General features: G+C 54.7%; 23 protein-coding genes and 4 pseudogenes. 7 read left to right on the top strand and 20 right to left on the bottom strand.

Translation table 11 applies throughout. From position 1 onward, the window contains the following. Positions 1-482: 482 nt before the first annotated feature. The 8 genes and pseudogenes from EH209_RS19085 to EH209_RS19115 form a co-directional block, all read right to left on the bottom strand. Positions 483-893 (bottom strand): hypothetical protein, encoded by a 411-nt coding sequence (locus EH209_RS19085; RefSeq protein WP_126664416.1) that lies wholly within the window; start codon positions 891-893, stop codon positions 483-485. A 128-nt stretch (positions 894-1,021) separates the two neighbouring features. Continuing rightward, the gene (locus EH209_RS19090; RefSeq protein WP_126664417.1) at positions 1,022-1,234 is read right to left on the bottom strand and encodes a HalOD1 output domain-containing protein; all 213 of its coding nucleotides are present in this window, start codon (positions 1,232-1,234) and stop codon (positions 1,022-1,024) included. Beyond that, positions 1,227-2,165 carry a DUF955 domain-containing protein gene (locus tag EH209_RS19095; RefSeq protein WP_126664418.1) on the bottom strand — a complete coding sequence of 313 codons (939 nt, stop codon included), beginning with the start codon at positions 2,163-2,165 and terminating at the stop codon, positions 1,227-1,229. The genes EH209_RS19090 and EH209_RS19095 overlap by 8 nt, the downstream gene beginning before the upstream one ends. Positions 2,166-2,284: 119 nt before the next feature. Next, a complete protein-coding gene (locus EH209_RS25180) occupies positions 2,285-2,503 on the bottom strand; it encodes a hypothetical protein (RefSeq protein WP_394343708.1) in 219 nt (72 codons plus the stop codon). Next, positions 2,452-3,318 carry a transcription initiation factor IIB gene (locus EH209_RS19100; RefSeq protein WP_394343709.1) on the bottom strand — a complete coding sequence of 289 codons (867 nt, stop codon included), beginning with the start codon at positions 3,316-3,318 and terminating at the stop codon, positions 2,452-2,454. The genes EH209_RS25180 and EH209_RS19100 overlap by 52 nt, the downstream gene beginning before the upstream one ends. A gap of 74 nt (positions 3,319-3,392) precedes the next feature. Continuing rightward, positions 3,393-4,319 (bottom strand): thermonuclease family protein, encoded by a 927-nt coding sequence (locus tag EH209_RS19105; protein WP_249038853.1) that lies wholly within the window; start codon positions 4,317-4,319, stop codon positions 3,393-3,395. A gap of 132 nt (positions 4,320-4,451) precedes the next feature. Further along, a pseudogene (locus tag EH209_RS19110) lies at positions 4,452-5,257 on the bottom strand (phage NrS-1 polymerase family protein); the annotation flags it as partial. Between the two features lie 721 nt (positions 5,258-5,978). After that, on the bottom strand, positions 5,979-7,199 hold the full coding sequence (locus tag EH209_RS19115) for an AGE family epimerase/isomerase (RefSeq protein ID WP_126664419.1): 1,221 nt from the start codon (positions 7,197-7,199) through the stop codon (positions 5,979-5,981). Between the two features lie 307 nt (positions 7,200-7,506). Here EH209_RS19115 and EH209_RS19120 point away from each other — a divergent pair, with 307 nt between their 5' ends. After that, the gene (locus tag EH209_RS19120) at positions 7,507-8,340 is read left to right on the top strand and encodes an aldo/keto reductase (RefSeq protein WP_126664420.1); all 834 of its coding nucleotides are present in this window, start codon (positions 7,507-7,509) and stop codon (positions 8,338-8,340) included. A gap of 179 nt (positions 8,341-8,519) precedes the next feature. On the opposite strand, the gene EH209_RS19125 is transcribed toward EH209_RS19120, so the two are convergent. The 3 genes from EH209_RS19125 to EH209_RS19135 all read right to left on the bottom strand — a co-directional run bounded on the left by EH209_RS19125 (position 8,520) and on the right by EH209_RS19135 (position 11,603). Further along, positions 8,520-8,927: a helix-turn-helix domain-containing protein gene (locus tag EH209_RS19125; protein ID WP_126664421.1), complete on the bottom strand. Its 408-nt coding sequence runs from the start codon at positions 8,925-8,927 to the stop codon at positions 8,520-8,522. 635 nt (positions 8,928-9,562) lie between these two features. After that, a complete protein-coding gene (locus tag EH209_RS19130; protein ID WP_126664422.1) occupies positions 9,563-9,838 on the bottom strand; it encodes a hypothetical protein in 276 nt (91 codons plus the stop codon). A gap of 739 nt (positions 9,839-10,577) precedes the next feature. Next, positions 10,578-11,603 (bottom strand): hypothetical protein, encoded by a 1,026-nt coding sequence (locus EH209_RS19135; protein ID WP_211338391.1) that lies wholly within the window; start codon positions 11,601-11,603, stop codon positions 10,578-10,580. Positions 11,604-11,827: 224 nt separating this feature from the next. Between EH209_RS19135 and EH209_RS25185 the strand changes: the two are divergent. Further along, positions 11,828-12,025: pseudogene (locus EH209_RS25185) on the top strand (IS6 family transposase); the annotation flags it as partial. Between the two features lie 97 nt (positions 12,026-12,122). Here EH209_RS25185 and EH209_RS19145 read toward each other — a convergent pair. The 3 genes from EH209_RS19145 to EH209_RS19160 all read right to left on the bottom strand — a co-directional run bounded on the left by EH209_RS19145 (position 12,123) and on the right by EH209_RS19160 (position 15,078). Further along, positions 12,123-13,457 carry a hypothetical protein gene (locus tag EH209_RS19145; RefSeq protein WP_211338392.1) on the bottom strand — a complete coding sequence of 445 codons (1,335 nt, stop codon included), beginning with the start codon at positions 13,455-13,457 and terminating at the stop codon, positions 12,123-12,125. A 705-nt stretch (positions 13,458-14,162) separates the two neighbouring features. Continuing rightward, positions 14,163-14,486, bottom strand: a complete 324-nt coding sequence (locus tag EH209_RS19155; protein WP_249038855.1) for a hypothetical protein — start codon at positions 14,484-14,486, stop codon at positions 14,163-14,165. 304 nt (positions 14,487-14,790) lie between these two features. Continuing rightward, a complete protein-coding gene (locus EH209_RS19160; protein ID WP_126664424.1) occupies positions 14,791-15,078 on the bottom strand; it encodes a PadR family transcriptional regulator in 288 nt (95 codons plus the stop codon). 132 nt (positions 15,079-15,210) lie between these two features. Here EH209_RS19160 and EH209_RS19165 point away from each other — a divergent pair, with 132 nt between their 5' ends. After that, positions 15,211-15,513: a HalOD1 output domain-containing protein gene (locus tag EH209_RS19165; protein WP_126664425.1), complete on the top strand. Its 303-nt coding sequence runs from the start codon at positions 15,211-15,213 to the stop codon at positions 15,511-15,513. An 88-nt stretch (positions 15,514-15,601) separates the two neighbouring features. On the opposite strand, the gene EH209_RS25190 is transcribed toward EH209_RS19165, so the two are convergent. Continuing rightward, positions 15,602-15,757: a hypothetical protein gene (locus tag EH209_RS25190; RefSeq protein ID WP_126664426.1), complete on the bottom strand. Its 156-nt coding sequence runs from the start codon at positions 15,755-15,757 to the stop codon at positions 15,602-15,604. Between the two features lie 444 nt (positions 15,758-16,201). Between EH209_RS25190 and EH209_RS19175 the strand changes: the two genes are divergently transcribed. Continuing rightward, positions 16,202-16,606, top strand: coding sequence for a nuclear transport factor 2 family protein (locus EH209_RS19175; protein WP_126664427.1), 405 nt, complete (start codon positions 16,202-16,204; stop codon positions 16,604-16,606). Positions 16,607-16,758: 152 nt separating this feature from the next. Here the strand turns inward: EH209_RS19175 and EH209_RS19180 are convergent, their stop codons facing one another. Next, on the bottom strand, positions 16,759-17,652 hold the full coding sequence (locus EH209_RS19180; protein ID WP_126664428.1) for a hypothetical protein: 894 nt from the start codon (positions 17,650-17,652) through the stop codon (positions 16,759-16,761). A gap of 145 nt (positions 17,653-17,797) precedes the next feature. Between EH209_RS19180 and EH209_RS19185 the strand changes: the two genes are divergently transcribed. Next, positions 17,798-18,631: a helix-turn-helix transcriptional regulator gene (locus EH209_RS19185; protein WP_126664429.1), complete on the top strand. Its 834-nt coding sequence runs from the start codon at positions 17,798-17,800 to the stop codon at positions 18,629-18,631. Positions 18,632-18,713: 82 nt separating this feature from the next. On the opposite strand, the gene EH209_RS19190 is transcribed toward EH209_RS19185, so the two are convergent. The 3 genes from EH209_RS19190 to EH209_RS19200 all read right to left on the bottom strand — a co-directional run bounded on the left by EH209_RS19190 (position 18,714) and on the right by EH209_RS19200 (position 20,016). Further along, the gene (locus EH209_RS19190) at positions 18,714-19,025 is read right to left on the bottom strand and encodes a hypothetical protein (RefSeq protein WP_126664430.1); all 312 of its coding nucleotides are present in this window, start codon (positions 19,023-19,025) and stop codon (positions 18,714-18,716) included. A 92-nt stretch (positions 19,026-19,117) separates the two neighbouring features. Continuing rightward, entirely contained in the window at positions 19,118-19,393 is a 276-nt protein-coding gene (locus EH209_RS19195) for a PadR family transcriptional regulator (RefSeq protein WP_126664431.1), read from the bottom strand. Positions 19,394-19,572: 179 nt separating this feature from the next. After that, a complete protein-coding gene (locus EH209_RS19200) occupies positions 19,573-20,016 on the bottom strand; it encodes a DUF7344 domain-containing protein (protein ID WP_126664432.1) in 444 nt (147 codons plus the stop codon). A gap of 445 nt (positions 20,017-20,461) precedes the next feature. Here EH209_RS19200 and EH209_RS19205 point away from each other — a divergent pair. Then, positions 20,462-21,139, top strand: a pseudogene (locus EH209_RS19205) (IS6 family transposase). A 135-nt stretch (positions 21,140-21,274) separates the two neighbouring features. Further along, positions 21,275-21,981 (top strand): annotated as a pseudogene (locus tag EH209_RS19215) (transposase); the annotation flags it as partial. A 130-nt stretch (positions 21,982-22,111) separates the two neighbouring features. Here the strand turns inward: EH209_RS19215 and EH209_RS19220 are convergent. After that, positions 22,112-22,900, bottom strand: a complete 789-nt coding sequence (locus tag EH209_RS19220) for an ABC transporter ATP-binding protein (protein WP_126664434.1) — start codon at positions 22,898-22,900, stop codon at positions 22,112-22,114. Between the last annotated feature and the right edge of the window lie 8 nt (positions 22,901-22,908).

Here is a 22,908-nt window from a genome sequence, read left to right on the forward strand (position 1 = left end):
TTGAAAACAATGACTATCCCAGATACCCAACACAGACCGATCAATAATAGGTCGAGATGGTTCAGCGATCGTGACACCGATAAGGTCCAGCCAGTCACATTTAGAACCAAGCCGACGAGTGGCAATATTACCGAGAGGAAGGTGGAACGAGCGATAACAGCCAGTGTTTTCAAACGATCCTCCGTATTGATTGCTCGATAATCCTGCCATCGATCGTCAATCTCTGCGTTTAAGGATTCTATCTTTGAATTTATCCGGTGCCATTCTGCATCTCTGTCAGATATAACAGATTACTGAGTGGATTCTCTCATCACTTCGCGAAATGCGGTAGAAAGATCTGGTGCTTGATCGTCAGTCGCTTCGGGTCCAAGAATTATATCCATCAGCGTTGTTTGCCGAATCCGCCTTTTCAAGATAGTGAGCCCGACACTGACGCGTTTGCGAAATGTATCCGCATACCTAAGATTTCTTTTTTCAACGATCTACCGTGCTTCGTCAGCCCGATCAGCGAGTTCAAATATCTCCCAGTGAGAGAGTTCCTCATTTGTATATGCCTCGTATTCTTCTTGGAGACGAACCCAATCAAACTCCGAGATAGGAATTCTACGATCGATTGCAAGCGATTCTTGGAAGAATGCATCTATTTCGGCGTTGATAGCTCGCTTATGCAAGTCTTCGCCGAATTCCTCTCCCGTATCAATCAGGTATTGCTCCAAGTCGTCTCGTTGTTTCTGCAGATTGTCTAACTCGGAAGTTAGGCCCTGTAGCCGTTCGTGTATTCTAGACTTCTCCGCACGGTCATCAACCAATTGATTGATAATTAGTGCGGTGAGGAGACCAAGAAATATACTCGCAGTAGTTGCGAGGGTCGTATAGGCAGTTGCTTCAGTCACCACGTTCACATCGTGAATAAGAACCTACTTAAAAACATCCGACCGACATGTGTGATCAATACGTGTGCTGTACTGAGCGATTGGTGGTATAGAAACTACCACAGGTTAGGGATTCCAATAGAGCCAATCTACGACTTTGTGAGGAACCGTACATCGGACTGCGTGACGAGGACGCGACACTCACCGACCGAGAATCTCACCTCGAGGTCATCGTTCGCTGAGTCCACGAGTTCCTCGAGCGCGTCGACGTCGATCACCCGGTGCAGTTGGTACTCGTCACGACCGAGGCCCTCCGTTTCGAGCGCGTCGACGATTTCGACGAGGAGGGGCCGATCACTCATCTGTGATCACCTCGTCGACGACATCGATGATCTTCGCAGCGGTCGAACTGATCCGCTCGAGTCGGTCGAGGATAGCCGCCGACTCTTCGCCCTGCCACGCAGCAAGGTAGAACGCTGAACCGCTCGTATCGAGCCCGAAATACCGACCGACGATGTAGCCGACGACTTCGGCCTCGAGTTCGCGTTTCGAGCGTTCGGTCTCGTCGTCGACAGCACCGTGTAAGAGTGCGTGGGCGTACTCGTGGACGGTCGTTACGGCAAGGTCGGCGCTGTTCTCACGATCGCGGACCTCGATCAGTGGTTGCTGCGCCGGAGAGCGGTACTGACACACGCCGCTAGCATCACCGTGAGGCCACTCCGCTGGAGAAACGACCTCGACTTCCACTTCAAGCATCGACGCCCCCTCGAGGAGCGCTGGCACCAGTTCGTCGGCCTCTCCGGTCGCCTCAGTTTCGAGTTCGGGCAGTGGCTCCCCTTTGGTTTGGGAAAAATCGAAGACAGGCGTTGGCCGAAAGCCGACGAGACCTTCCGACCACTCTTCAGGCGATGTCTCGTCGTATTCGCAGTCGCTTTGATCGTGGTACGATGGCGAGTTCTCACACTCGGGACACTGCTTCGCGATGATCGGTGCCCAGATCCAGATTGCACTCTCGCCTTCGTTCACATAACGGTTGAATTCGTTTTGCCACGTCCGATAGCCAGCGACATGAGTTGCGTTTGGATACTGCCGAGTGATCAGCAGCGTATTTCGGTAGGAGTAATCGTGAAAGCGGCTCTGGACATCGAGCCACTTCTGGAACTGCTCACTCGAGACGGCGTCATCAACCTCGTCGACGAGGTCGTCAACCCAGGCTTCTATTGTACTGTGCATTTCGTCACGTCTGGTGTCCGAATCATCGAAGGACACCTGCAAACAGTCGCTCGTAGTCATCGTTCGTGACGACGGACGCTCCGTTCTGGAACACCCCTCACCCCTTTGGGGGAAGAAAAACACGCTCGAGGGTGCGCTCGAACGGCTCCGTTACAGGTGTCTCGTCCGGGTTGTGACGGTCAGGCTTCGGCTTCAATCTCGAGTAATTCGTCTCGCCGACTGCGAAGCGTGTTCGGTGATGTGCCTGCGAGATCGGCGATCCGCTGTTGAGAGAGACAGAATCCGACTCGCTGGGCAGCGAGATAGAGACAGCCCGCTGCGACGCCACTCGGCCGGCGACCGATCGTCAGTCCGCGTTCGCGTGCCGTCTGTGCGAGCTCGAGTGCTCGTCGACGCACGTGGTCGGAACCTCGAGTTCTGTCGCAAGCCTCGGAATCCGATCGGTTGCTGTAATCGGCTGTGTCGGTAACTCGAGTTCGACGTTCATCGCGGTGTAGGCGTTGGTGAGTCGCTGCTGATCACAGCGCGCACAGGCTGCGACTTCGGCCCGTGATCGTTTGAGTCCGTGACACCGAGTGGTTGCGTAGACACTGGCTGCAGCCACCGCCTCGAGCGACCGTCCGCGACAGAGCTGTTCGGACTGTGCCGTTCGGAACAGCGAACACGCCTGATCCTGGATACTCTGTGCGAGACCGAGACTGGCGACGATTCGCCGGATTTCACCGAGTCCATAGGCGAGGTTCCGTTCAGCTTTCGACTGCCACTGGGCACGAGACTGTTCGCGACGTAGCCGGTTCAGTTGTCGACGCTTCGTACTCGAGAGGGCGTTTCCATGTCCGTCTTGCTTGTACCCGATCTCGGTGGAGAGGCCTCGGTCGTGGCGTGTTGGTGTCAGCGGGGCGCCGGTCCGTTTCTTGGATCCCTGCTCGTCATGTCGGTCCCAGTCTGGTCCTCGATTTAGGTTGGTGTCCTCGAGGATGAGTCCACACTCCTCACAAACTGTCTCGCGGCCAGTCGTTCGAACGCTGCCGCCACAGTCTGAACAGGTAGTTGTAGTCGTCTGAACGCCTTCGTCGAATGCAGTCGTGTAGATGTCTCTTGTTGCCAGCGATAATTCCGAAGCGGACAACTGAACAGCCCCTTCACCGCTATTGGGGCGATAAAATCGAGGGTTTTCGGAGACAGGAACCGCGAGCGCGTCGAGGGCTTTCACCGCTCGTTATCGGTGCGGTCGCCACCAGCTGACCCGTCGGCGAGACAGCTAAAAAATGAGCTGCCACGCTCGCTTTAGTATGCGAGTTGGTCGACGGTCGTCCCGGCTGCCGTCTGCACCGTTGCCGTGTCACCGTCGTCGTTCCAGATTTCGGTCTCGTAGCCCATGTAGCGGTCGTCGTCGTCGTTCGTTCCACTACCAGTGTGGACGTACACCGAGTCACCGGCGCCGAGAGTGAACTCCGCAAACGTGTGGCTATAACCCGCCTCGTCGGCGAGCGTGAACCCGTCGAGGTCGACCGAACTACTGCCGGTGTTGGTGATCTTCACACGCTCGTCGTTGAGAGAACTCGCTTCCGCGTTGACCCAATCGATAGTGAGCGCACTTGCATCCCCACCTGACGACTCGTCCTCGCCAGAGCCGTCGTTGTTCGGCGACCGACACGACCAGGCGTTTCGCTCGGCGGACTGGGCCTCCGATTCGGCGCTGTAGAACGAATCGCTCTGAGAGAACGTACTATCGTAGACTCGGGCGTGGCCCCGCTCCACGAGATCGTAGTTGAAGTTCGAACCGTCGACCTGTACGTACGCGAGCAGACGGCCGTAGTCACCGCGTCGGTCCGCCTGGCTGTCGAACTGTAGCGTGACCGTTTGGCCAGCGAGTTGGTTAGTCGCGTACGCACTCGCGTCCTCACCCGCGGCTTGCAGGCACTCACGGCCCGCCTGTGTGTCCGGCACGCCCTCGAATTCGCCAGGCGAGACCGATCCGTACGTTTCCGGTGTGTCGACACCCAGTAGTCGAACGGTATCGGTCGATCCGTTCTGGTATTCGATGTCGATTGTGTCGCCATCGACGACGTTCGTCACTGCCACCGTCGTCGACTCGCTGATTGAGGTCGTTGTTTCGACCGACGGCGACGTGACCGCCCCCGCCGAGGCCGTCATCCCTGTTGCAACGAGCGCTACGACCATGACCGCTGTCAGGAGTTTCTGTCGAACCACACTCACTGACCCGACTGCAATCGCCATCAACTTGTGTAATACCTATATTTATCAGTATATACGCATATTTCAGATTATTCCCCAATCGGAACGGGGCTGCACTCACCGACCTTCAGGTATTCGATGAACCTATCAGAGTGCTTCGGGATTGGCCACAGTTGTCATTTCCGAGAACTGCCTTGCACGACCCCAGATCGAGTCACCGTCAGCAGCACCCGCCTCATCCACCTCGGGGTTCGAAGACTGATCACAACGCTCGAGTGCCTCCTGACAGTTACTGAGTTGCTCTCGAAGCGCTTCAGTAGTCGCCTCGAGGTCCGCACTACGTTCGTCCTTCTCCTCGAGTGTTGCCTCGAGTTCGTCGACGCGGTCGGTCAACAGTCGATTCTTCTCGACCAGATACGCATGATTCTGCGCTGATTTGTCACAACTGCTAGCGGTCGACGACTCGCTCTGTCTGGAACTCGCTTCACTCGAGTCGTCTCGAGCGTCCGGATCGTAAAACTCGGAGGTGTTCGTAATCGCTCGTCCGATGGTTTTCTCGCCGTACGTCGATCCATTGGCGTAGTGGACTTCGTCCCATTTTTCGCGGAGAAGCCCTGACTGGCGGAAGGTATCCACTCGAGTGTGGTCGCCGCCGGTCCAGAACGCCAGCAGATTGCACAATGCCATGTCAGCCTCCGACTGGCTATTGTACCCGACCATATTCCTGCTACAGAGGCGCTCGAATTTTGTCCCGTTCGACGTGTTCATTGCCTTCTCGAGCAGTTACTCGTCCTCGAGGACAATGTCGACATCGACTGTACTGTTCGTTGCTGCCTGGCCGTTGCCAGCGTCCTGTTGCTCGGACTGGACTTCCCATCGTTATCAGTCTCATAGACGTACTCGCGGTGGATCGCCAAGAGTGCGTCCTGACGGCGCGCGACTCGAGTAGGTGTCTCCCGGAGAAACACAATTGCATGTCGTTGGCTACCACAAACACGCTTGGTTCAGATTTCCGATCTAACCTCGATGGATCGGACTTGAGGGAACAGTCCGTCTATGAGAATACTAATGTATGGATGAATTGAAAACCTGTCTAATTATACTACTGCGAAGCACGACCTCTGCCTCGAATGTCGAAGAAAAGAGGAAGCTAATGTTGATTACAATAGCGAGATTCTTTCCAAACTGAAATCCATCCTTTGCTACTAGGATCGAATAAGTTGTAGGTCAGATTAATCAACAAGCGGTTCGAGCCTCTGGAGAAATACTTAAGAGTTCGTCGCTGCATGGGTGAGGCCTGAATTCCCGATATTCCTTGTCCGTCAAGACTCGGCTTTCTAGTGTCGATCCACTGTTCCTACGAACAACATGGCTGTTACGACTAACGCTAACAATATCGAGGACGCCAGCCATCGATCCGTATCTGTGCCTCTTCGGCTAACAGATACGTAGGACCAGCAGATAGGTGCCGCTGTTATTCCGTTGAAATCCAATACGTAAATTTTGTCATTCGGAACTACCGTAAGGAGAGGGATTCCACACTGTATCGGTGTGAGCCGCCGGTAATCCTGCTTCGACCGCCTGAATAGCGGACGACAATGACCTACGGTTCGATGCTCTCGTTCGTCTCGGTTGATCACTAGCGGTCTCAGATCGACCTCGGTCGACGTGGCATTACGGACGGTCGCTTATTTTCCGCGCGGACCGCCACCGCTCGTAGTACGCACTCGCGGGATGATAGTCGGGTTCGACGCCCGGTGGTTTCGGTCCGACCGGGTCGCCGCCGTCTTCCGGCGACAGCCGCTTCTCGTACCAGAGTCCGGCGGGACCGCGATACGCGGAGGCGCAGTCAGCGAGCCGTCGTTCCCAGTCGCGGAATCGGTCCCGCTCTTCGTCGTCACCGTGGAAATCCGCGCGTTCGGCGAGCGTCGCTGCGGCACCAAGTGCCTCCGCGAGAGCCCAGCCGTAGCGGTCGGCGACGATCGGTTCGCCGTCACGGTCGACGGTGTAGACGAACCCGTCGCCGGCCCAGCCGAGATCGACGGCGGCATCGAACAACTCCCTCGCGCGATCGTACTGCCCCTCCGTCACGGCTATACTCTCGTCTTCTTTCCCGTAGCGCTCGAGCAGCCCGAGAAATTTCGCCCACTCGAGGTGGTGTCCGGGCTGGTAGCCCGGCGGCCGAAACTGGTGGCGCGGCTCGTCCTCGTTGTAGGCGAAATCGTGCGTCCACTCGTCGGTGTAGTGTTCCCACAGGAGTCCGTCCGTCAACGTCGCGAGGTCGCCAGTAATTTTCTCGGCGATGTGGTTCGCGCGATCGTAGTACCGGCTCTCGCCCGTCGCTTCGTAGGCCGCGATGTACGCCTCGCACGCGTGCATGTTGGCATTTTGGCCCCGGTACGCTTCCCGTTCTGTCCAGTCGGGATTACAGTCACTGCGGAGTAACCCAGCATCGTCGCGGAAGCGCTCCTCGAGCAAGTCGTGCGTCGCTCGGAGGTCTTCGTCGGCGCCGTCGAGACCGGCAGCCGCCGCGCGGGCGTACGCGAGCAGCACGAATGCGTGTCCGTACGCCGACCGCGTTCGATCGACCGGTTCGCCACCGTCGTCGACGACGAGTCGGTAGCCGCCGTCGGCACCGCGGTGTGCCTCCCGCAAGAACTCGAGTCCGTGTTCGACTGCATCGACACACCACTCGGGACCGCCCACCACGGCCCCAGCCGAGAAATTCGCGATCGAACGGCAGGTAGCGACGAGATGCCGGCGGTCGTCCGTGTACGGATCGCCCGTCTCCGGGTGGAGCAACCGAAAGCCGCTTTCAGCGAGCGCGTCCGGGTACTGCAGTCGCAGCGTCGCCAACAGCCTTGCTCGGTCTCTCCCGGACCGTTCCCGTGTCATAGGATAGTAATCCGCACCTCGCGTAAAATCCTTGTTGGAGACTCCCTCGAGGTCAACCCCCGAGTGACGTCTCGGGGTGGCCGTCGCAGACGAGGAATTCATCCTGATGCCGGGTGACGGAGCGACGGAGCCCGCCGAGGCGCCGCACGCCTCTTCGACGCCTCGCACTCGCGGACCCCTCGAGAGAACGCACGGGAGCACGCGCCATTCCGCTCCCCGTTTTAGCCGTACAGCCGTCGAACCCGCGACATTCCCCTGGTTCGTAGCTATTTTGTGTCTCGATAGGCAACGGCCAGTCGTGACTTCTATGGATTCAGTACCAACTCAATCGCTTCCGAGCGGCGACGAAATTCCGATCGTCGGCGCCGGCACGTGGGACGTCGGCGGCGACGCCGTCAAAGAGTCGGTCGACACCGCACTCGAGATCGGCTACACGCACGTCGACACGGCGGAAGGATACAAAAACGAGGCCGAAATCGGCGAGGTGCTCGCCGAGCACGACCGCGAGGACGTGTTCCTCACTTCGAAGGTACTTCCGTCGAACCTGCATTACGACGACGTCTTCGAGTCCCTGGAGGCCTCCCTCGAGAAACTCGGCACGTCCTATCTGGACCTGTATCTCATCCACTGGCCGAACCCGGCAATCTCGCTGCGGGAGACGTTCAACGCGCTCGAGCGCGCCCACGAGGAGGGGCTGATTCGAAACGTCGGCGTGAGCAACTTCAGCCGGTATCAGCTCATGTTCGCCCAGCAGGTCGCGGACGTGCCGATCGCCGTCAATCAGATCGAACTCCACCCATGGTACTACCGAGAGGAGTTACTCGAATATTGCCAGGAGAACGACATCGTCGTCGAGGCGGCCGCGCCGCTGGCCAGAACCGAACTGTTCGACGATCCGGTACTGAACGATATCGCCGATAGCTACGAGAAGACGCCCGCACAGATCGCCCTGAAGTGGGCACTCCAAAAGGACGTGGTCGTGGTGCCGAAGTCGACGTCGGCGGAGCATCTCCGACAGAACCTCGACCTCTTCGAGTGGGAGCTCGACGCCGACGACGTCGCTCGCATCGACGATATCGATCGGATGAACAACGTCTACATGATCGATCTCGACGACGACACCTACGGCATTCCGCCCTGACGTCGGTCGGTCACAACCGAATCGGCGGTCTCTCGCATACGCTCGAACAGAGACCGTGACTCCCGTTTCTCGCTCACAGCTACGAGCGGAGCATTTCGGATTCGGCGAACGTAGGCGAGAAGATCGGTATCGAGAGCGCGAGAACGATTCGAAGAGCGTGAGGAGCGGGCGCTGGACGGCTAGCTCTGGGCGGGAATTTCGGTGTCGGCCTCGGCGTGTTCGTACTTGTCCTCGAACTCCTGGATGAGTTGCCCCATCTTCGCGTACCAGTCGTTTAACATCCGCTGCATATCGTTCGCGATCTGAGTGGGGTCCGTCGGATAGTAGACGTGGTAGTAGCCGCCCTGGTCGTAGTTGATCTGCTCTTTCTGGATAAACCCGCTCTGGAGCAGCCGCTGGATCGAGCGGTACGCGGTCGAGCGCTCTCGGTCGACCTGGTCGGCGACCTCGTCGATCGTCAGCGCTTTCTCGCTCTCGACAAGCACGCGAAAGCACTCCTTGTCGAGTTGCTTGAGCCCGTGGATACACTCCAACAGCCCTTCACACTCCATCTCCTGCTGTAGTTGTTCCGCCATCGAGTTGGCCATGTTACTACCTCGAGAGAGGGATCGTATCGGCATAAGGATTGTGCGAATATTGTGCAATCTTCGTGAGCCGAGAGCGGACGGGAGCGAGCGTCCCGATACGGCGTTAGTCCGCAGATGCACCTCCAATCTGACTGTCGTCTCTCTAAAGGCCACCGCTGATTTGGCTACGTTCCTTGGAACGATTCTCGGAGACACTCACGGCGGCTTTCGACTTGATTCGGTTCAGAGAAACCCTTCTTCTTACGAGATTTAGCTAGCCATAGCGAAGCCTCCCTTTGACACACGATATATTTGTCAGGTACTTCTTGAGATCCGCACTCCTCGTCCCGAAGATCAGCAGCTAACTTTTCGGCTTCTGGTCAGGTACGAAGACGTTAAGCGCGGTAGCTAGCGGGTCCTCGTCACTATCAGTATAACCAGCGAGAGCGTTAATTAGCATCAAGAGTGCTTCAAGTATCGTCTCTCCTGTCTCTTCAGTAGTGCCTACGCGGCAATTGCATTTAGTGCACATCACCTCGCCGTACCGAAGCGAATACTCTCGAGAGCACAGGTGATGCCTCGAAGTACGATGCGCCGAATGGTCTACTGGATCACAGCGCAACACTCAATTCTTCCTGTTGCTACGATCTCCAAGCCTACTGCACAGCTGTTTCGATCGCTTCCAGCTCATCTTTACGGAACGACGACGACACCTCCTCCGGGTTATCATCTTCTAAAACACCGACCTTCCACAAAATTCCTGCTCTCATTTCTGCTTTGGGAGGCAAGCGCCCGCTCGTATCAATCTCATATCCCACCGCATCACAAATTGCAGCTAGGTCCTCTTTCGTGAACGGTGCCGATTCCTCTCGCTCAAATCGCCCTACAGCCACCCTGATTTCGTTTCGAAGTTCAGTGACGGTTTGTGCCATACCTACCACGACACGCACCTGCGTTGTCTTTGTTCCGGTCAACTCAGTTTCAGACGGTGACCGTGGAACCAGATAGAACGTTCAGCCGGTCTAAATAGTGTGAAGGTGGCACGATATCAACTCAATCTGTAACAGTGGCGATCACTCGGTGCAGGGCAAGCAGGTAACAGTGTGGCGGAGAACCCCCCTAACCGCTATCAAGAACAACATGCTCAATAGAGAGAAGATATTCATCATCGGCATTCTCAAGGAACATGAAATACTGGTTATAACACAGCGCTTAGTGGGGTTGTGAGTGATATTATCGTCTCTCTCCTGGTAGTGCCTCTATGGTATCGCCATTGTCCTCCTGAAACCGGCAGTGTTTACGGTGCTTGTCCTCGGTACTGTCACTGTGCTCATCCCGCAGCGGTTGGTACGCCGTGCTAGCCCCGAGTTGCCGATCAACTCGCGCGTCCCACGGAGGGGCGGGTGGATTCACTCATCACAGGATTCGGCCTCTATTTCCAGATAGCATGTCGCTTTGCCGCTGAAGGTGGGGGAACACCCGCGCCAGCCGACGAACCTGAAGCGCTCGTGAATGGGGGAGCGTACGCCTACGTCCGCAACCGACTACATCTGCGTTAATTAATGATCGGGGAAAAGTACCCCTCTGGCAGAGGAAGTCAAAAATGTACACAGACTTAACAAACCTCTTCGTTTTCGCCCTATTGTGTTCACCTTAGAGTCAGGAGGAAATTTAGGGCTTTACGAGGTGTTCCACGATCGATCTGAACTCGGTTCCGTCTATGGTAGCTGAAGCACTGGCCCAGACGGCATAATTGATACCATCTTCGGACCAAAATATCTCCCTAGCACCGAAATCTTCGGTAAGCGCAGCGTAATGACCGGTTGTTCCTCTGAGATCAACAGTCGTTCGCGTTTCTGCGGACTGTTTGTTTGGGTCCGGTGGGATCGATGGCGCCATCGCACTCCCTTTCGGGGCTGCGTTCAGCCACAGATGATCGCTGTTGTTCTCTCGGTCCCGGAAAATACACTCGACAGCCTCGTCTTCAGGGAAAAATACAGCCGAGTCAAGTGCAAAACGGTCCCCGTCAGGGATCAGCGGTGTCACAGCGGTATCAGCCAACGCCATCGGTGCGATGGTGTGGCTGCTTCCGAACGGACGCACTACCTTGTGTTCCCATAGTCCATGGGGGACAGCAGGTGCCTCACACCCGTACCGGAACCAGTAGTTGAGTATGTGAAACGGAATTTGTTCGATAGTCGCCGCCTTCTGTGGGGCCGCCGGCTCCATTTCGTTCAGGACTCGGGGCAACTCATCGTCAAAGGACCCATTAAGGACTGAGATCTCGATCTGTGTTCGCTTGCGTTGGACACAGGCCCCAGTGTTGTCCTTGTAATCCGTACCGATCCATCCGACGGCGTCTCCACACTCGAAAGGTGTCGGATGGTCAGTTTCCCATAGAGGGGCCATACTCGCTGCTATTGGTGCCCAGTCATACAAGAATTCTTTAATACGAAAAGTTCGATCAGATCCTGAGACAACTGCTCTGACTGCGCTCGGATTGCCGTCACTCCAGGGAGTTTGGCCGATTTCATCGGCCGAGACATCGTCTGGCCGACCCGGTGGTTGTTCTGGACGTACCGTGATTTCAGTCACATCACAGTCTGACGGAAGCCATCGGGGTTCAAAGACGACGAAATTCGTCTTGTCCTGCGATTCTGCGAAGGTAGTCCCCTTCGGTGACTCCGCAGCAGACATCAACCGACTTGACCGGGCTGGCTTCTGCCAGACGTTCATTGATCCACTTCCAGTGGGAACGCTGAGGAATTGTCCTCATTCTCTACGCCATTGGAGTATCCTCGTTTATCGATATGGGATTCTAACATTCCTATATATTGAATACTAGTTAGTCCATAAAAATATTTTCGTTCGATATATTATTAACGTTTGAGTTAATATTAAATATGAGGACATAGCGTCTTCTGAATGACCATGTCCGAAACGATAGTCTCAACGGGTGTATCGACAGATCAAGTGAGATTTTGTGGAGCAAGAGGAAATACCGTGACTGTTGATGAAACTTGATATTCAACTTCGTCTTACGGATCTTTCACAAAGCCGATCTACAACCCGAGGATGGACGAAGTCCGGATCACGTTGCAGTCGACAGTGACACAGTTTCAGATGCGGCTAGCGGATCCAGGATAACGATCACCTCGAACTCCAAGAATCAGGGACACTTCAACAGCACCTATAACGAGGTTCGAGTAGGGTAGCCTATGATTCCGTCCCATGCGCAGTGACGGTCCGTTCATCGGCACTCTCCTCGGTCACCACGCGGACAGGGAACGAATCGTCTTGGGCCACGGGATACGTCTCGAAGGTAAGGGTAAACCGTTCTGTTGCCCCGGCAGGAACCGTTACCGTACGACTGTCCACGGTCGCCGGATCATCGCCGATCACTAGAGTGACGTTACGCGTCACCTCTGAACTACCTGTATTCTCGATCGAAGCAGTCACCTCCAAGACCTCTCCACCGATTACTGGACTATTGGTACTCTGAATCCGCACAGAAACCTTCCCATCTCCCTCATTGCCGTCTTCGTCGAAGCCTTCGAACTGCCATGGACTGACCGCTGTATACATATTATTCTCGTTGATCACCCAGGCCACGATCTGACAGGTATGGCAGCCACCATCGATCTGGACCGACGCCGTATCACTGGTCCCACTGATATCGGATACGGCAAGGATCACGTCAGACTGCGTCATCCACCACACAACACGATCCAATTCAATGGCGGAACTCGAAACAGCAAGTTCGATCGTGGTAGTCTCGTCGGCGGCAAGTTCACTGGTACTTGGCTGAGTCGCATCAACGGTTGGCGGTTCAGCGCCGTCATTGGCCACCGTCAACTCCCAACGTGAGGCAGCGTTTCCATCGTCAGCGGTCACGGCCGTATCTACGAGATACGCCCCTCCCGAGTCGAACGTGTGCGTGAAGAGTTCGCGACCGACTGCTGAGAAATACGTTACAGGCCACGGTCCTATCGGGGTTGTAACGTAGTCGCCGTCAACGTACCAGTGCGTGGTTCCCTGTTGTTTCACCAGTTCAGCATCAACCTCGAAGATGACTGTCGTCCCCGGCCGAACCGTCAGTGTCTGGTCGCGATTGGGATATACGTACTGGGCGTCGCACGGGTCAACACCAGCGACAGTGACCATCGTCTCAGCCATATCGGCCCCGGTTTCAAGTCGAACCGGGAACGTGTCATCGGTGCGTACTGGATATGTCCGGAACTGTAGAAAATCAACGGTCCGTGTTGTCCCTGCCTCGACTGGGGCCGTTCGCTCACCGACTACTTCCGGAGTCTCTCCGACAATAAAGTCCAGTTCAACTCGTTTATCAGTAGATCCACTGTTCTCTAGTTCGGCAGTCATATCGAGAAGATCTCCGCCCTGAAGCGGAGTATTGATCTCGACGATGTCGATAGAGATATGACTGGTCGCCACACTGATCCGTTCCACGACCGGAAGTGCACCGATACCGGTTCCCGCTCCTATCAGGTACTGCCGCCGGTTCATATCACTTCCCACCATTTCTGCTGCCAAGAAATTTACATAGGGATCAGAGACGATAAGTCACGAGAATCAACACAGTAGAGTACCACATACGGACAGCACCTCTGGCCAGAGAAAATCTGTATCTCGGACGCCGTCGAACAGGCTGTAGTGACTGGAATCCCACCTCGCGTTTACCGTACGTTTCCTCACCCCAACCATAGTCGGACGCTTCGTCGTTCCGTTCGAAGTAGTCCTCTAGTACCTCCTGTACTCCTCAGCCGAGATCCTCTAACTCACCGTCAATCATTGAAATCGTGTTCGAATCGAGCGACTCAGTCGCGTTTCGCTCCCGCCAGTCGTCCGGAATCAGTGGCGTCGAAGCGAAGGCGGTCTTCGGTTGGGTCCCAGTAGAAGTCGAACGCTTGGAACAGGCCGAGGTCGCTGACAATTCGAACGTGCTCTTTATCGAGGTTCGTGTACTCGGCTCACTCGTTGAATTCCCTCTACGCACCCTCTTGGAGCAGGTCTTCGATGTCCCCACGGTAGAAGTCCTCTGACTCGAGCGTCTCTTCTTGCCACTCGAATTCGCGCGGCATTCCTCGGTTCGAGCGGTCTGGTGGTTCCGGGACCTCTATATCGAGCGCTATACCAGTGGCTTCACTGGTAACACAATAAGGCCTATAGCAGTTCTAAACAAGACGGAATGAGACACCTCCGCAAGCGAACATTCCGTTACTGGATAGAGAGTATGGATCAGTCACGTTTTGAAACTAATAGATTATTGTAACGGCCGCCCGTGGTCGTCGGTCTATATCTCGAGTCGCTCGTCGTTTCGGACCTAATATCCGTTCTCTCAACAGAACTCCGCCGCTTCTCGGCGTACCGCCCGGGACGTTCGAGCATTTCTCTGTCGCAGATTCGCTGGACGATCCAGTCGCTGATGGCTTGGACTTCTTCATCGTCGTCATCGGCATCGATCGTTTCGAGTTCTTGGAAGGCCTTCTCGTAAGCCCTGCGCTGTGTCCAACTGAAATCTGTATTCCGAAGTGTCTTACTGGCTTCCACGACCTGTTTCATGGCCGCGGCAACTGTCGGCCGCTGTATCTGCACTCGGACGGCAGCTGGAGAGTCGAACGTCTCCTCGTCTGTCTCCGGTACTAGTTCCTCGATACTGTAGAATTATCCAACAGGTTGACTAGTCTACTGAAAGCCCGCGGAATTACCGGTGTTTGAACGCGAAAGACACCCTCTATAGTCAGCAAGTGATCTCTAACAAATTTCGGAGACACCAGTAGTTGTTCTGGTAACTGCCTTATCCGTACTGAACTGGAATTCTACGTCCAACTCCGAAAAAAGCCGCAGTCCCAGCTACTGGTAATGTTTACTCCGCGAAGAGGTCTTCCACGTACTGGTCTTCCCAGTCCCGCCGGGCCTCGAGCTCTCTGGTGCCGCGCCGTGTCACCGAGTAAACGTTGGTGCGGCGGTCGGCCTTTCCTTTCTCGACTAATCCTTTGTCGACGAGCGTGTCGAGATTGGGATACAGCCGGCCGTGATGGATCTCTTTCTCGTAGTACTCTTCCAGTTCTTCTTTCAACGCCAATCCGTGTGGGTCCTCCAGGCCAGCAGCAGTGTACAGCAGGTCGCGCTGGAACCCAGTCAGATCATACATATATGATGTCATTACCATCATCGGCTTAAGAACACTGGTATCGGATGCGAATCTGTGTAAAGGATCATGTTAAATCTATCAAAATTTGGGAATCCTTTTATGGCGTGACCGGGAAAATTGGCCGTGACAACAATGAACACACTGATCAATGCAGATGACTCTTCAACGGCCGTGACTTCAGCTATCACTGCAAACTGGGACGCTGATACCGAAAACACTCCCGTCTACGCGGTCGCTTCTGCCGTTGCCGAAGCTGAGGGCGTCGATCCTGTTGATCTGCCACCGCTCTACGAGACGATCGATCCGGAAGCGTTGAACGATCTATTATCTTCCCGGGACGATAGTACGGTGGCCACCGTCGAATTTGAGTACGCCGGATACGCAGTCACTGTCAGCGGAGAGGGAATGGTCACGGTTTGTTCGGACAGCCCTTAGTGGTCTTTCTCGGAGAAGCGGGATTCTTGGGCTTTGCCCTCCGCAGTGAGAACGTTCTCATCACAGTGGGAGAACCATATTAGCCCTCTCACGCTACCGGTCTCCACACGCGGTGCACCGATAACCGGTAGAGTCGGGCGACGGGTTCGTCGACGGCCCGAATCTGCTGTTGCTGGAACTCGACCTCGGTGTGACCGCACGCCGGCCAGTTCGCGGTCGTGGCCGGGCAGTTTGTCTCTGCCATAGTGACAGTACATCTGTTCGATCGTATGCTGGACGCTGTGGCGTTCAGCGAATCAGTTAGCACGGTCGTGAACAGTCATTACACCGCACGCTACGCAGTGTGAACAACCGTGATGTCGACCGTCGATTCTTTCTGTGCTTGTTCTCGAGCGTCGGAGTTCTGAGCGTAGTCCGCTGGATTGACTTCATTGTTGTCCCCCCTGTCCGAGAATGAGCCACATACTGTTAAAAAGATAATATTGCCAACGATAAGGAGAAACCATGCTTTAGGGCATATCAAACAGGCGGATCATCTCCTGTGGTTCCTCGGAACGCTATCAGCAGACGAGTCCCACTGATAGCAACGAATGTATGACATAGTAGTCACTGTCTCTATTCAAACCTTCTTATTGGGTATATGATAGCTAGTTCTCCTCGGGAATGAATAACACGCACGGGGGAAACGATGGCAGCAACAGAGAAAACCAACGCCGAAATCGTCAAAGAACTGTACGAGGCATTCAACCGGGGCGACCTCGAGACCTGCGTGGCTGGATTCGCTGACGACATTACGTGGACCGAACCAGCGGGATCACCGCTTGCCAGCGGGACGTACAGTGGGACAGACGACGTGGTGGAGAACGTATTTGCACCACTCGACGAGCAGTTCGAAGAGTTTGAAGTCGTTGTCGATCGGGTTATCGATGGCGGAGACACCATCGTAATGGAAGGCAAACACCGTACAATGCCGGTAGACGGAGACTCCTTCGAGGTTCCTTGCGTCCACATCATGGACATGAAAGGTGGGAAAGTGACGGAATTCACCAGCTACGAGGATACCGCTCTCACCCAGCAGCTAATGGATGAGTGACTACCGCCGCTATCACAATCGAACTCCATCTTTCGTTGTATCGATCGTCGAACGATCAGTATGAGTTGAGTTGGTAACAGGTCAGCGACCGATCCCACGGTAGTTGTCAAGACCAGTCTACTGAACCGGTAAACAAAATAACGATGGTACCGTCACCGGCGACGCGACGGTACTGGCCCCACGAATGCTGTCCCCGTGAATGACTCGAAATCAGTGAGCTGAATGGAGACGCCATCATCGTCGGGTTGCACCACGTACGACGTGGGGTACTCGTCGGCAGTGAAGTACTCGTTCGGTGTCTTCAATCGGGCGTCCACGTCCGTGTTGAGTTGCTTCACATAATCGAGGGCAACCATTGGCTCGAACAGGATGATTTCTCCTATCCCATCACCGTCGGGTTCAGCTGCTCCGTAGATATGCGTATGCGTAAACTCTCCGTCCTCTTGGTGCTCTGCTGCATTCGGATCGGCGATCGGCTCACCACGTCCTGCCTCAACGAGTGGTGTATCGGGTTCTCCGTCGTCGGTCGTGTCAATTGCTGGTGGGCGGATATGATCCGTGGGCATCCGGGCGGCTGGAATCGAATAGGCCGCTGGTCGTTCTTTGATCCCTGTGACGGTTGAATGGTCACGCATGAAGAACTGAGTATCTACGTGAGGCACGTCGTAGACCCCTTCTGGCCAATGGCCGTCTGGCAGGTAGTTAACCTTCGCGAAGGAGAACTGATGGAGATCGAGGGCGTCACCACTGGCCGTCTCTGATGGGAACGCAAGTGGGACTGCCACCTCTTTCTCACCTAGCGCATTGATCGCGGCGTCATCAAAATGGACGCCAAGTGATGAGAGAGTCCCGTCCGACGCCGTTGTTGCGTACGCCGTCACCGCCCCATCGCCAATCTCGGTCGAGTCCCCTGCGTGGACCCGTTGTGACTCTGATGCTGACACGCTACCGATCCCGGTCGTGAGACTGCTACTCGCTACGACCATCGCCGTTTTCAGCAGTGTTCGCCGACCAATACGTCCCCGCTGATTCGCTGGTCGTTCCATTAGTCTCTCCTCCCGGCCCCGCGGGCCGTAAGTACAGATAGCGGTGATTAATCTATAGCCCTACTTGATGGGAATGTTCCAACCCCCTGCCAATCTTCCCATCCCCCGCAAAGGTATTTGCGACTACCCGAACGTAGCATAGGACATGGCCAGCCATCGCCACATGTTACCATCGAACACAGAATCGACGCTGGACGCAGTCCAGTTCTTCGCAAATTCAGCGAACAGCGTTCGCGTGTTCGAGGCGCTCACTGACGGGGCGACGACAAGTCGCGATCTCGCAGCGCAGACGGAGGCCTCGCGGTCTACCGTTGCACGGATCCTCGACAAAGGTGAATCACGCGGGTGGATCTCCTCTGAGGGGAGTCAGTATGAACTTACGGAGGAAGGGAAAATCATGATCGCTGAATTCCGCGCCTACCTGCAGACTGTTGAGGGGATCCAGCATCTTGGGGACGCTATCAGATGGCTTCCAGAACCCGCTCACTCGCTTGATTACCGCCATTTCCGCACCGCTGAGATCATAACGCCGAAGACGCCGACCCCCTCCAAACCATACGATCATGTGGCGGCGAAAATCCGTACTACAGACGAGGTCCGCTCACTTGTCGAGGTCACGCTGCCCCGATATGTGACGCTTATTTGCGAACAAGTCAACGAACAGCAATTAGATGCCGAACTTGTAATCGAAGCGAACTGGATCGAGACCCTCCCTGCGGAATCAGAGCAGGTGCCGTTACTGCGAGCACGAGCAGAACGGGGCAGTATCTGGACCTATGATGGAGAGATTCCGCTTAATCTGCACCTCTTTGACGACTCAGTAGCGATTTGGCTAGGTGAAGACCGAGACGAAGAACGGGTCGTTCGGGGATTGCTAGTTGCTGAGGCTCCAGCCGTTTTATCGTGGGCAGAGGACCTGTACGAAGACTATCGAACCAAAGGGGAACTGCTTGATCCGGTTACGATATCTGCGAACTAAATAGCCGGTGAAGACACAAGATAGACCTCTCTAGTCTCGGTGATTGCAGGTACAGTCCAAGGGGATAGAATTAGTGTGAAGTTCAGTTACTACCGTTCCGGGCAGACACACCGTATTCGATGTGGACGTGCGGCGTATTCGGTGACTCCGGTGCAGAAGTACCGTTCCAGTCGACGACGTGCACGTTTGCCATCTCGCCGGAGAATCGGAACCGCATCACGCCGGTCTCAACTGCGCCTTCTGCAGCGTGGTCTGTCACGACGGTTGCGTCCTCGAGTGGGTCGGCGCCAACCAGTTCGATGTCGCCGTTGACGGTGATTTCGTAGTTCGAGGGGACACCGCTGCCAACGATCGTTACGAGATTAGGGAGGGTATCGCCAGTCTGTTCAGGCATACTCCGATGACCCTATTCTTTCGGTATAAGCTTTCTTTTCGATAAAATCGTAGGAATTAGTTACTGTCCGCTGCGACCGAATACTATTCGGCCTATATCTCTACGTACCGGTTTTCCCACTCTTGTCGCTCGTTAAGCGCTGCCTCCCCGGTATCCGTGATAGCATAGTAGTTCGTCCGCCGATCGAGCTGGCCCTTCTCAACCAGCTCCTTATTGACGAGCGTGTCGAGATTCGGGTACAGCCGGCCGTGATTGATCTCGGTGCTATAGTACTGATCGACTTCTTCCTTGACATCTTGGCCTGATGGCTGATCAGCACCCGCGATCACATACAGCAAGTCCCGTTGGAACCCTGTTAATTCGTTCATCCTACGTGAGTCTTCAACGATGCTGTATTTGGCTTCTTTTCCGGACTACGTTATACGTATACATACCGTGAAGATCATATTTGGGGAATCATTAATCCAGATAGAAACAGAAACAGGGTCTGCGGGTATCGGCTGTCCCGGCGATCCATACGGGTGTGGCGGAGTAAGCCGACGACCCGTTATCTGATCTCTGGAGCGTCGAAATTGGCGCAAAGGCGGAGCATCCTCGCAAGGAGCTCTGGCGGTCGCGAATACCGTACGGCTTTGCTTCGCCGGTCAAACTCGACAAGCCTGCTATCCTCTAACCGTGGCAGGTCGGCATGGACGAGTGATATCCGCACCCGTTTGACCCGCTCCGACCGCACGGCATCGGGATCTGTCTCCTGTTCCATCGCAGTGACATGCGTTGCCAGTTCGTCGAGCTCACTGACCTCGTGTTCCTGCAGGAAATACAGGATGTAGCGACGGCGCTCGTCCAGCAGTGCATGGAGTATTCCCTCTAATTTTCGTTGTTCACGGTCTTTTTGTCTACCACCATCACTCACAAGTTCTGGATTCGTCTGGGTCTCACTGTCCCGATCGACAAGGGTCGTCCGCTCCCCTTCGGACTCCTCATCTGGCATGTGTGTGGATACATCGGCATAGTACCTTATACCTTGGTAAGTGATGGCAAGGGACGCTACAATTCTCTCCGAACTATCGACAAAAATTCATTCAAAGAAAAATGCCAATCGTAATATCTCTAAGAAGCATCCAGAGACACCACTGGCGAAAACGCTGTAGTTCACGAAATACCACTCCATCTTCATGAGATGGTTGTACAGGTTTATCGATTCTCAGCAATGGGCATCGGGTATCAGAACGCTATTGTGATAGATACGTGCCCTGTACTGAATACTGGCGGGCGGAAAAAGGAGAGACAGTTCGAGCTGATGCACCACCGTATCTGCGACGAACGCATCGAAGTCAGTACAGGGTAAGAACAGCACAGTTGTATGTCAATATGATCGGCACTGTCTAGTTGAGCCAGTTTGAGAAACGAGCAGGTCGTTGAGTGAATTGGTTAGAATGCTCGCAGACCTGCTCAACGAGAGCTACGAGGCGGATTTAGAAGAAACTTGGGTGAATGAGCGGACGGCGACGCCCGTCAGGGCATTCGCCGTCCGCCTTCATCAGACCGGTTGTTCGCTTCGAGAGACAACAACGATTCTCGCTGAATTAGGCGTTGAGCGCTCTCATGGAGCGGTCTGGAACTGGGTACATCGGCTCGCTGACAGCGAACGCGACCCGCCGACGGCGTCGCCGTCGCGGGTCGCTGTTGACGAGACCGCTGTCAAGATTAACGGCGAGTGGTCTTGGGTGTATAGTGCAATAGATACCGAGACAAAGTTGATCCTCGACGTCGCATTATTTGGTCGGCATGGCACCGATCCGGCGGCTGCATTTCTGCATAGGCTCAAGGAGAAACACGATCTCTCCGAAGCTGAGTTTCTTGTCGATCAATTCGGCTATCGGACTGCCCTTGCTCGATTAGGGTTGAACGGTCGAGTAAACTATACCGACCGAAACCTCATCGAAAAGTGGTTTCACACTCTCAAAATGCGAGTTGACCGTTTTCATAACTCATGGGTAGGCAGTCGGGCGAGCGTACGCGAATGAATTGAACAATTCGTGCATTACTACAACCATCAAAGACCGCATCAATCGCTCGACGGACGAACGCCGGCCGACGAGGTACTGAACTAGACAGTGCCGCCATTCTGGTAAAATCAGATTGTTCCATTAGAGAATCGCTCATCCGTAGGAGATTGCTGATACTACTGAGCGGACGCTGTAAAGCCGAAGAGGACACGGGAACCGCGTTAACGGCGCCCGACATAGATGATTCTGCCCGATGTGTTTGGCTCGGAATCGATCGCAGTGGACTGCTCCAACAGGTTTGCTGGCGTGACGATGTTACCTGTCCTCGCTTCCATTCTGGCCGCACGGTCAGAAACGGCAGTTATGGTACCTGTGTAAGGATTGCGGCTGCACATTCAACGATAAGAAGGCACCATTTTCGCCCACTCGAAGGTTGAACTCCGTTGGTGGCTGTTCTTGATCTATGCGTTTCTCCGATTTAACACCAATTTCCGGCAACTGCAGTGTGAAATTGAGGGACACACAAGGCCAATCCACACGCATCGAGCACTTCGCCAGAGTGCTCGATGCGCCTTCCCTCGACTTGTCGAGGCGATCGAAATCGACGAAGTATCGTCTTTGCCGGGAAGAAAGACTGAGCGAAACAGGCCGTCGTGCTCGCGCGGCCTCCCCACGCGTGGGTGCAGAACGTATGATGGCGACAAGCTACCGTGTTCATCCTCGTTGATTGCGGCACCGGACAGCGATACGTGATCCCAGCGGAAGTCGCTGACGAGTCGACGATTCGACTTCTCTTAACCGACCGCCAAGAGGAGTCACTGACCGTTGATACTGACGGATTTGGAGCGTACGAGCTACTCGAAGAGAACGATGCCTTCTCTCATGAATACGTCGTCCACGGTGACGGTGAATACGCCAACGACGAGGTTCACGTCAATACCTGCAAGGGCACAGTCGCACCAGCGACGGTAGCTCTCGCCGCATCTCAGTGCGTTCTAATTGCGATGGGAATTAAATCTTTAAATCAATAGTGTGCTACGCAAGAGCGATTTCTAACCTACTTCTCTGCAGTCTTCGTCAGGTAGTGACTTCGAGAAAGATATCTTCAAGGGAACTCTCCGTATCAGTTTTCATACGTTTTTTGAGTTCATCAGGCGATCCCTCAGCAACCAGTTCCCCATCGTAGAGAATTCCGACATCGGTAGCAATTTCCTCCACAACCGGCAGGATATGAGTCGAAAGGAACACTGTGGTACCATTAGAGGCCATCTCGGTGATAGTCTCACGCACCGTCCGCGCCGCCCGTGGATCAAGTCCACTGGTCGGCTCATCAAGAAAAACTACGTCAGGTTCGTGCATCATTGCCTGAATGAGACCAGTTTTCTGACGCATTCCTTTTGAGTATGTCACGATCCGATCATCGGCGTCAGCAGTGAGATCAAACCTATCGAGTAACTTCTCAATACGTTCTTCGAATTTGTCTGCGTCCATATCACGTAACCCACCGTGATATTCCAGTTGCTCACGGGCTGTGAGCTCTTGGTGTAATGGGGGAGATTCAGGCAGGTATCCAATGTGTTCGATAAGAGCCTCACGATCAGTGACTGGTGCACCAGCAACGTGACCAGACCCACTAGTTGGTGATAACAATGATACTAACATCCTAACCGTGGTTGTCTTCCCTGCACCGTTTGGACCAAGAAATCCATATACTGTGCCACATTCAATAGCGAGATTCAGAGCGTTAACACCCGTGGTGTTACCATATTTCTTCGTCAGATTGTCTGTAACGATCGCCAAGTGGTTACTCTCCTCGGTACCGTCGTTCTTTGTGTCCGATGTTTCTTTATTTTTGATTTTAGTCATAACTCTAT

Origin of the sequence: Haloterrigena salifodinae (genome assembly GCF_003977755.1) — an archaeon.
In the GTDB taxonomy this organism is placed as follows: domain Archaea; phylum Halobacteriota; class Halobacteria; order Halobacteriales; family Natrialbaceae; genus Haloterrigena; species Haloterrigena salifodinae.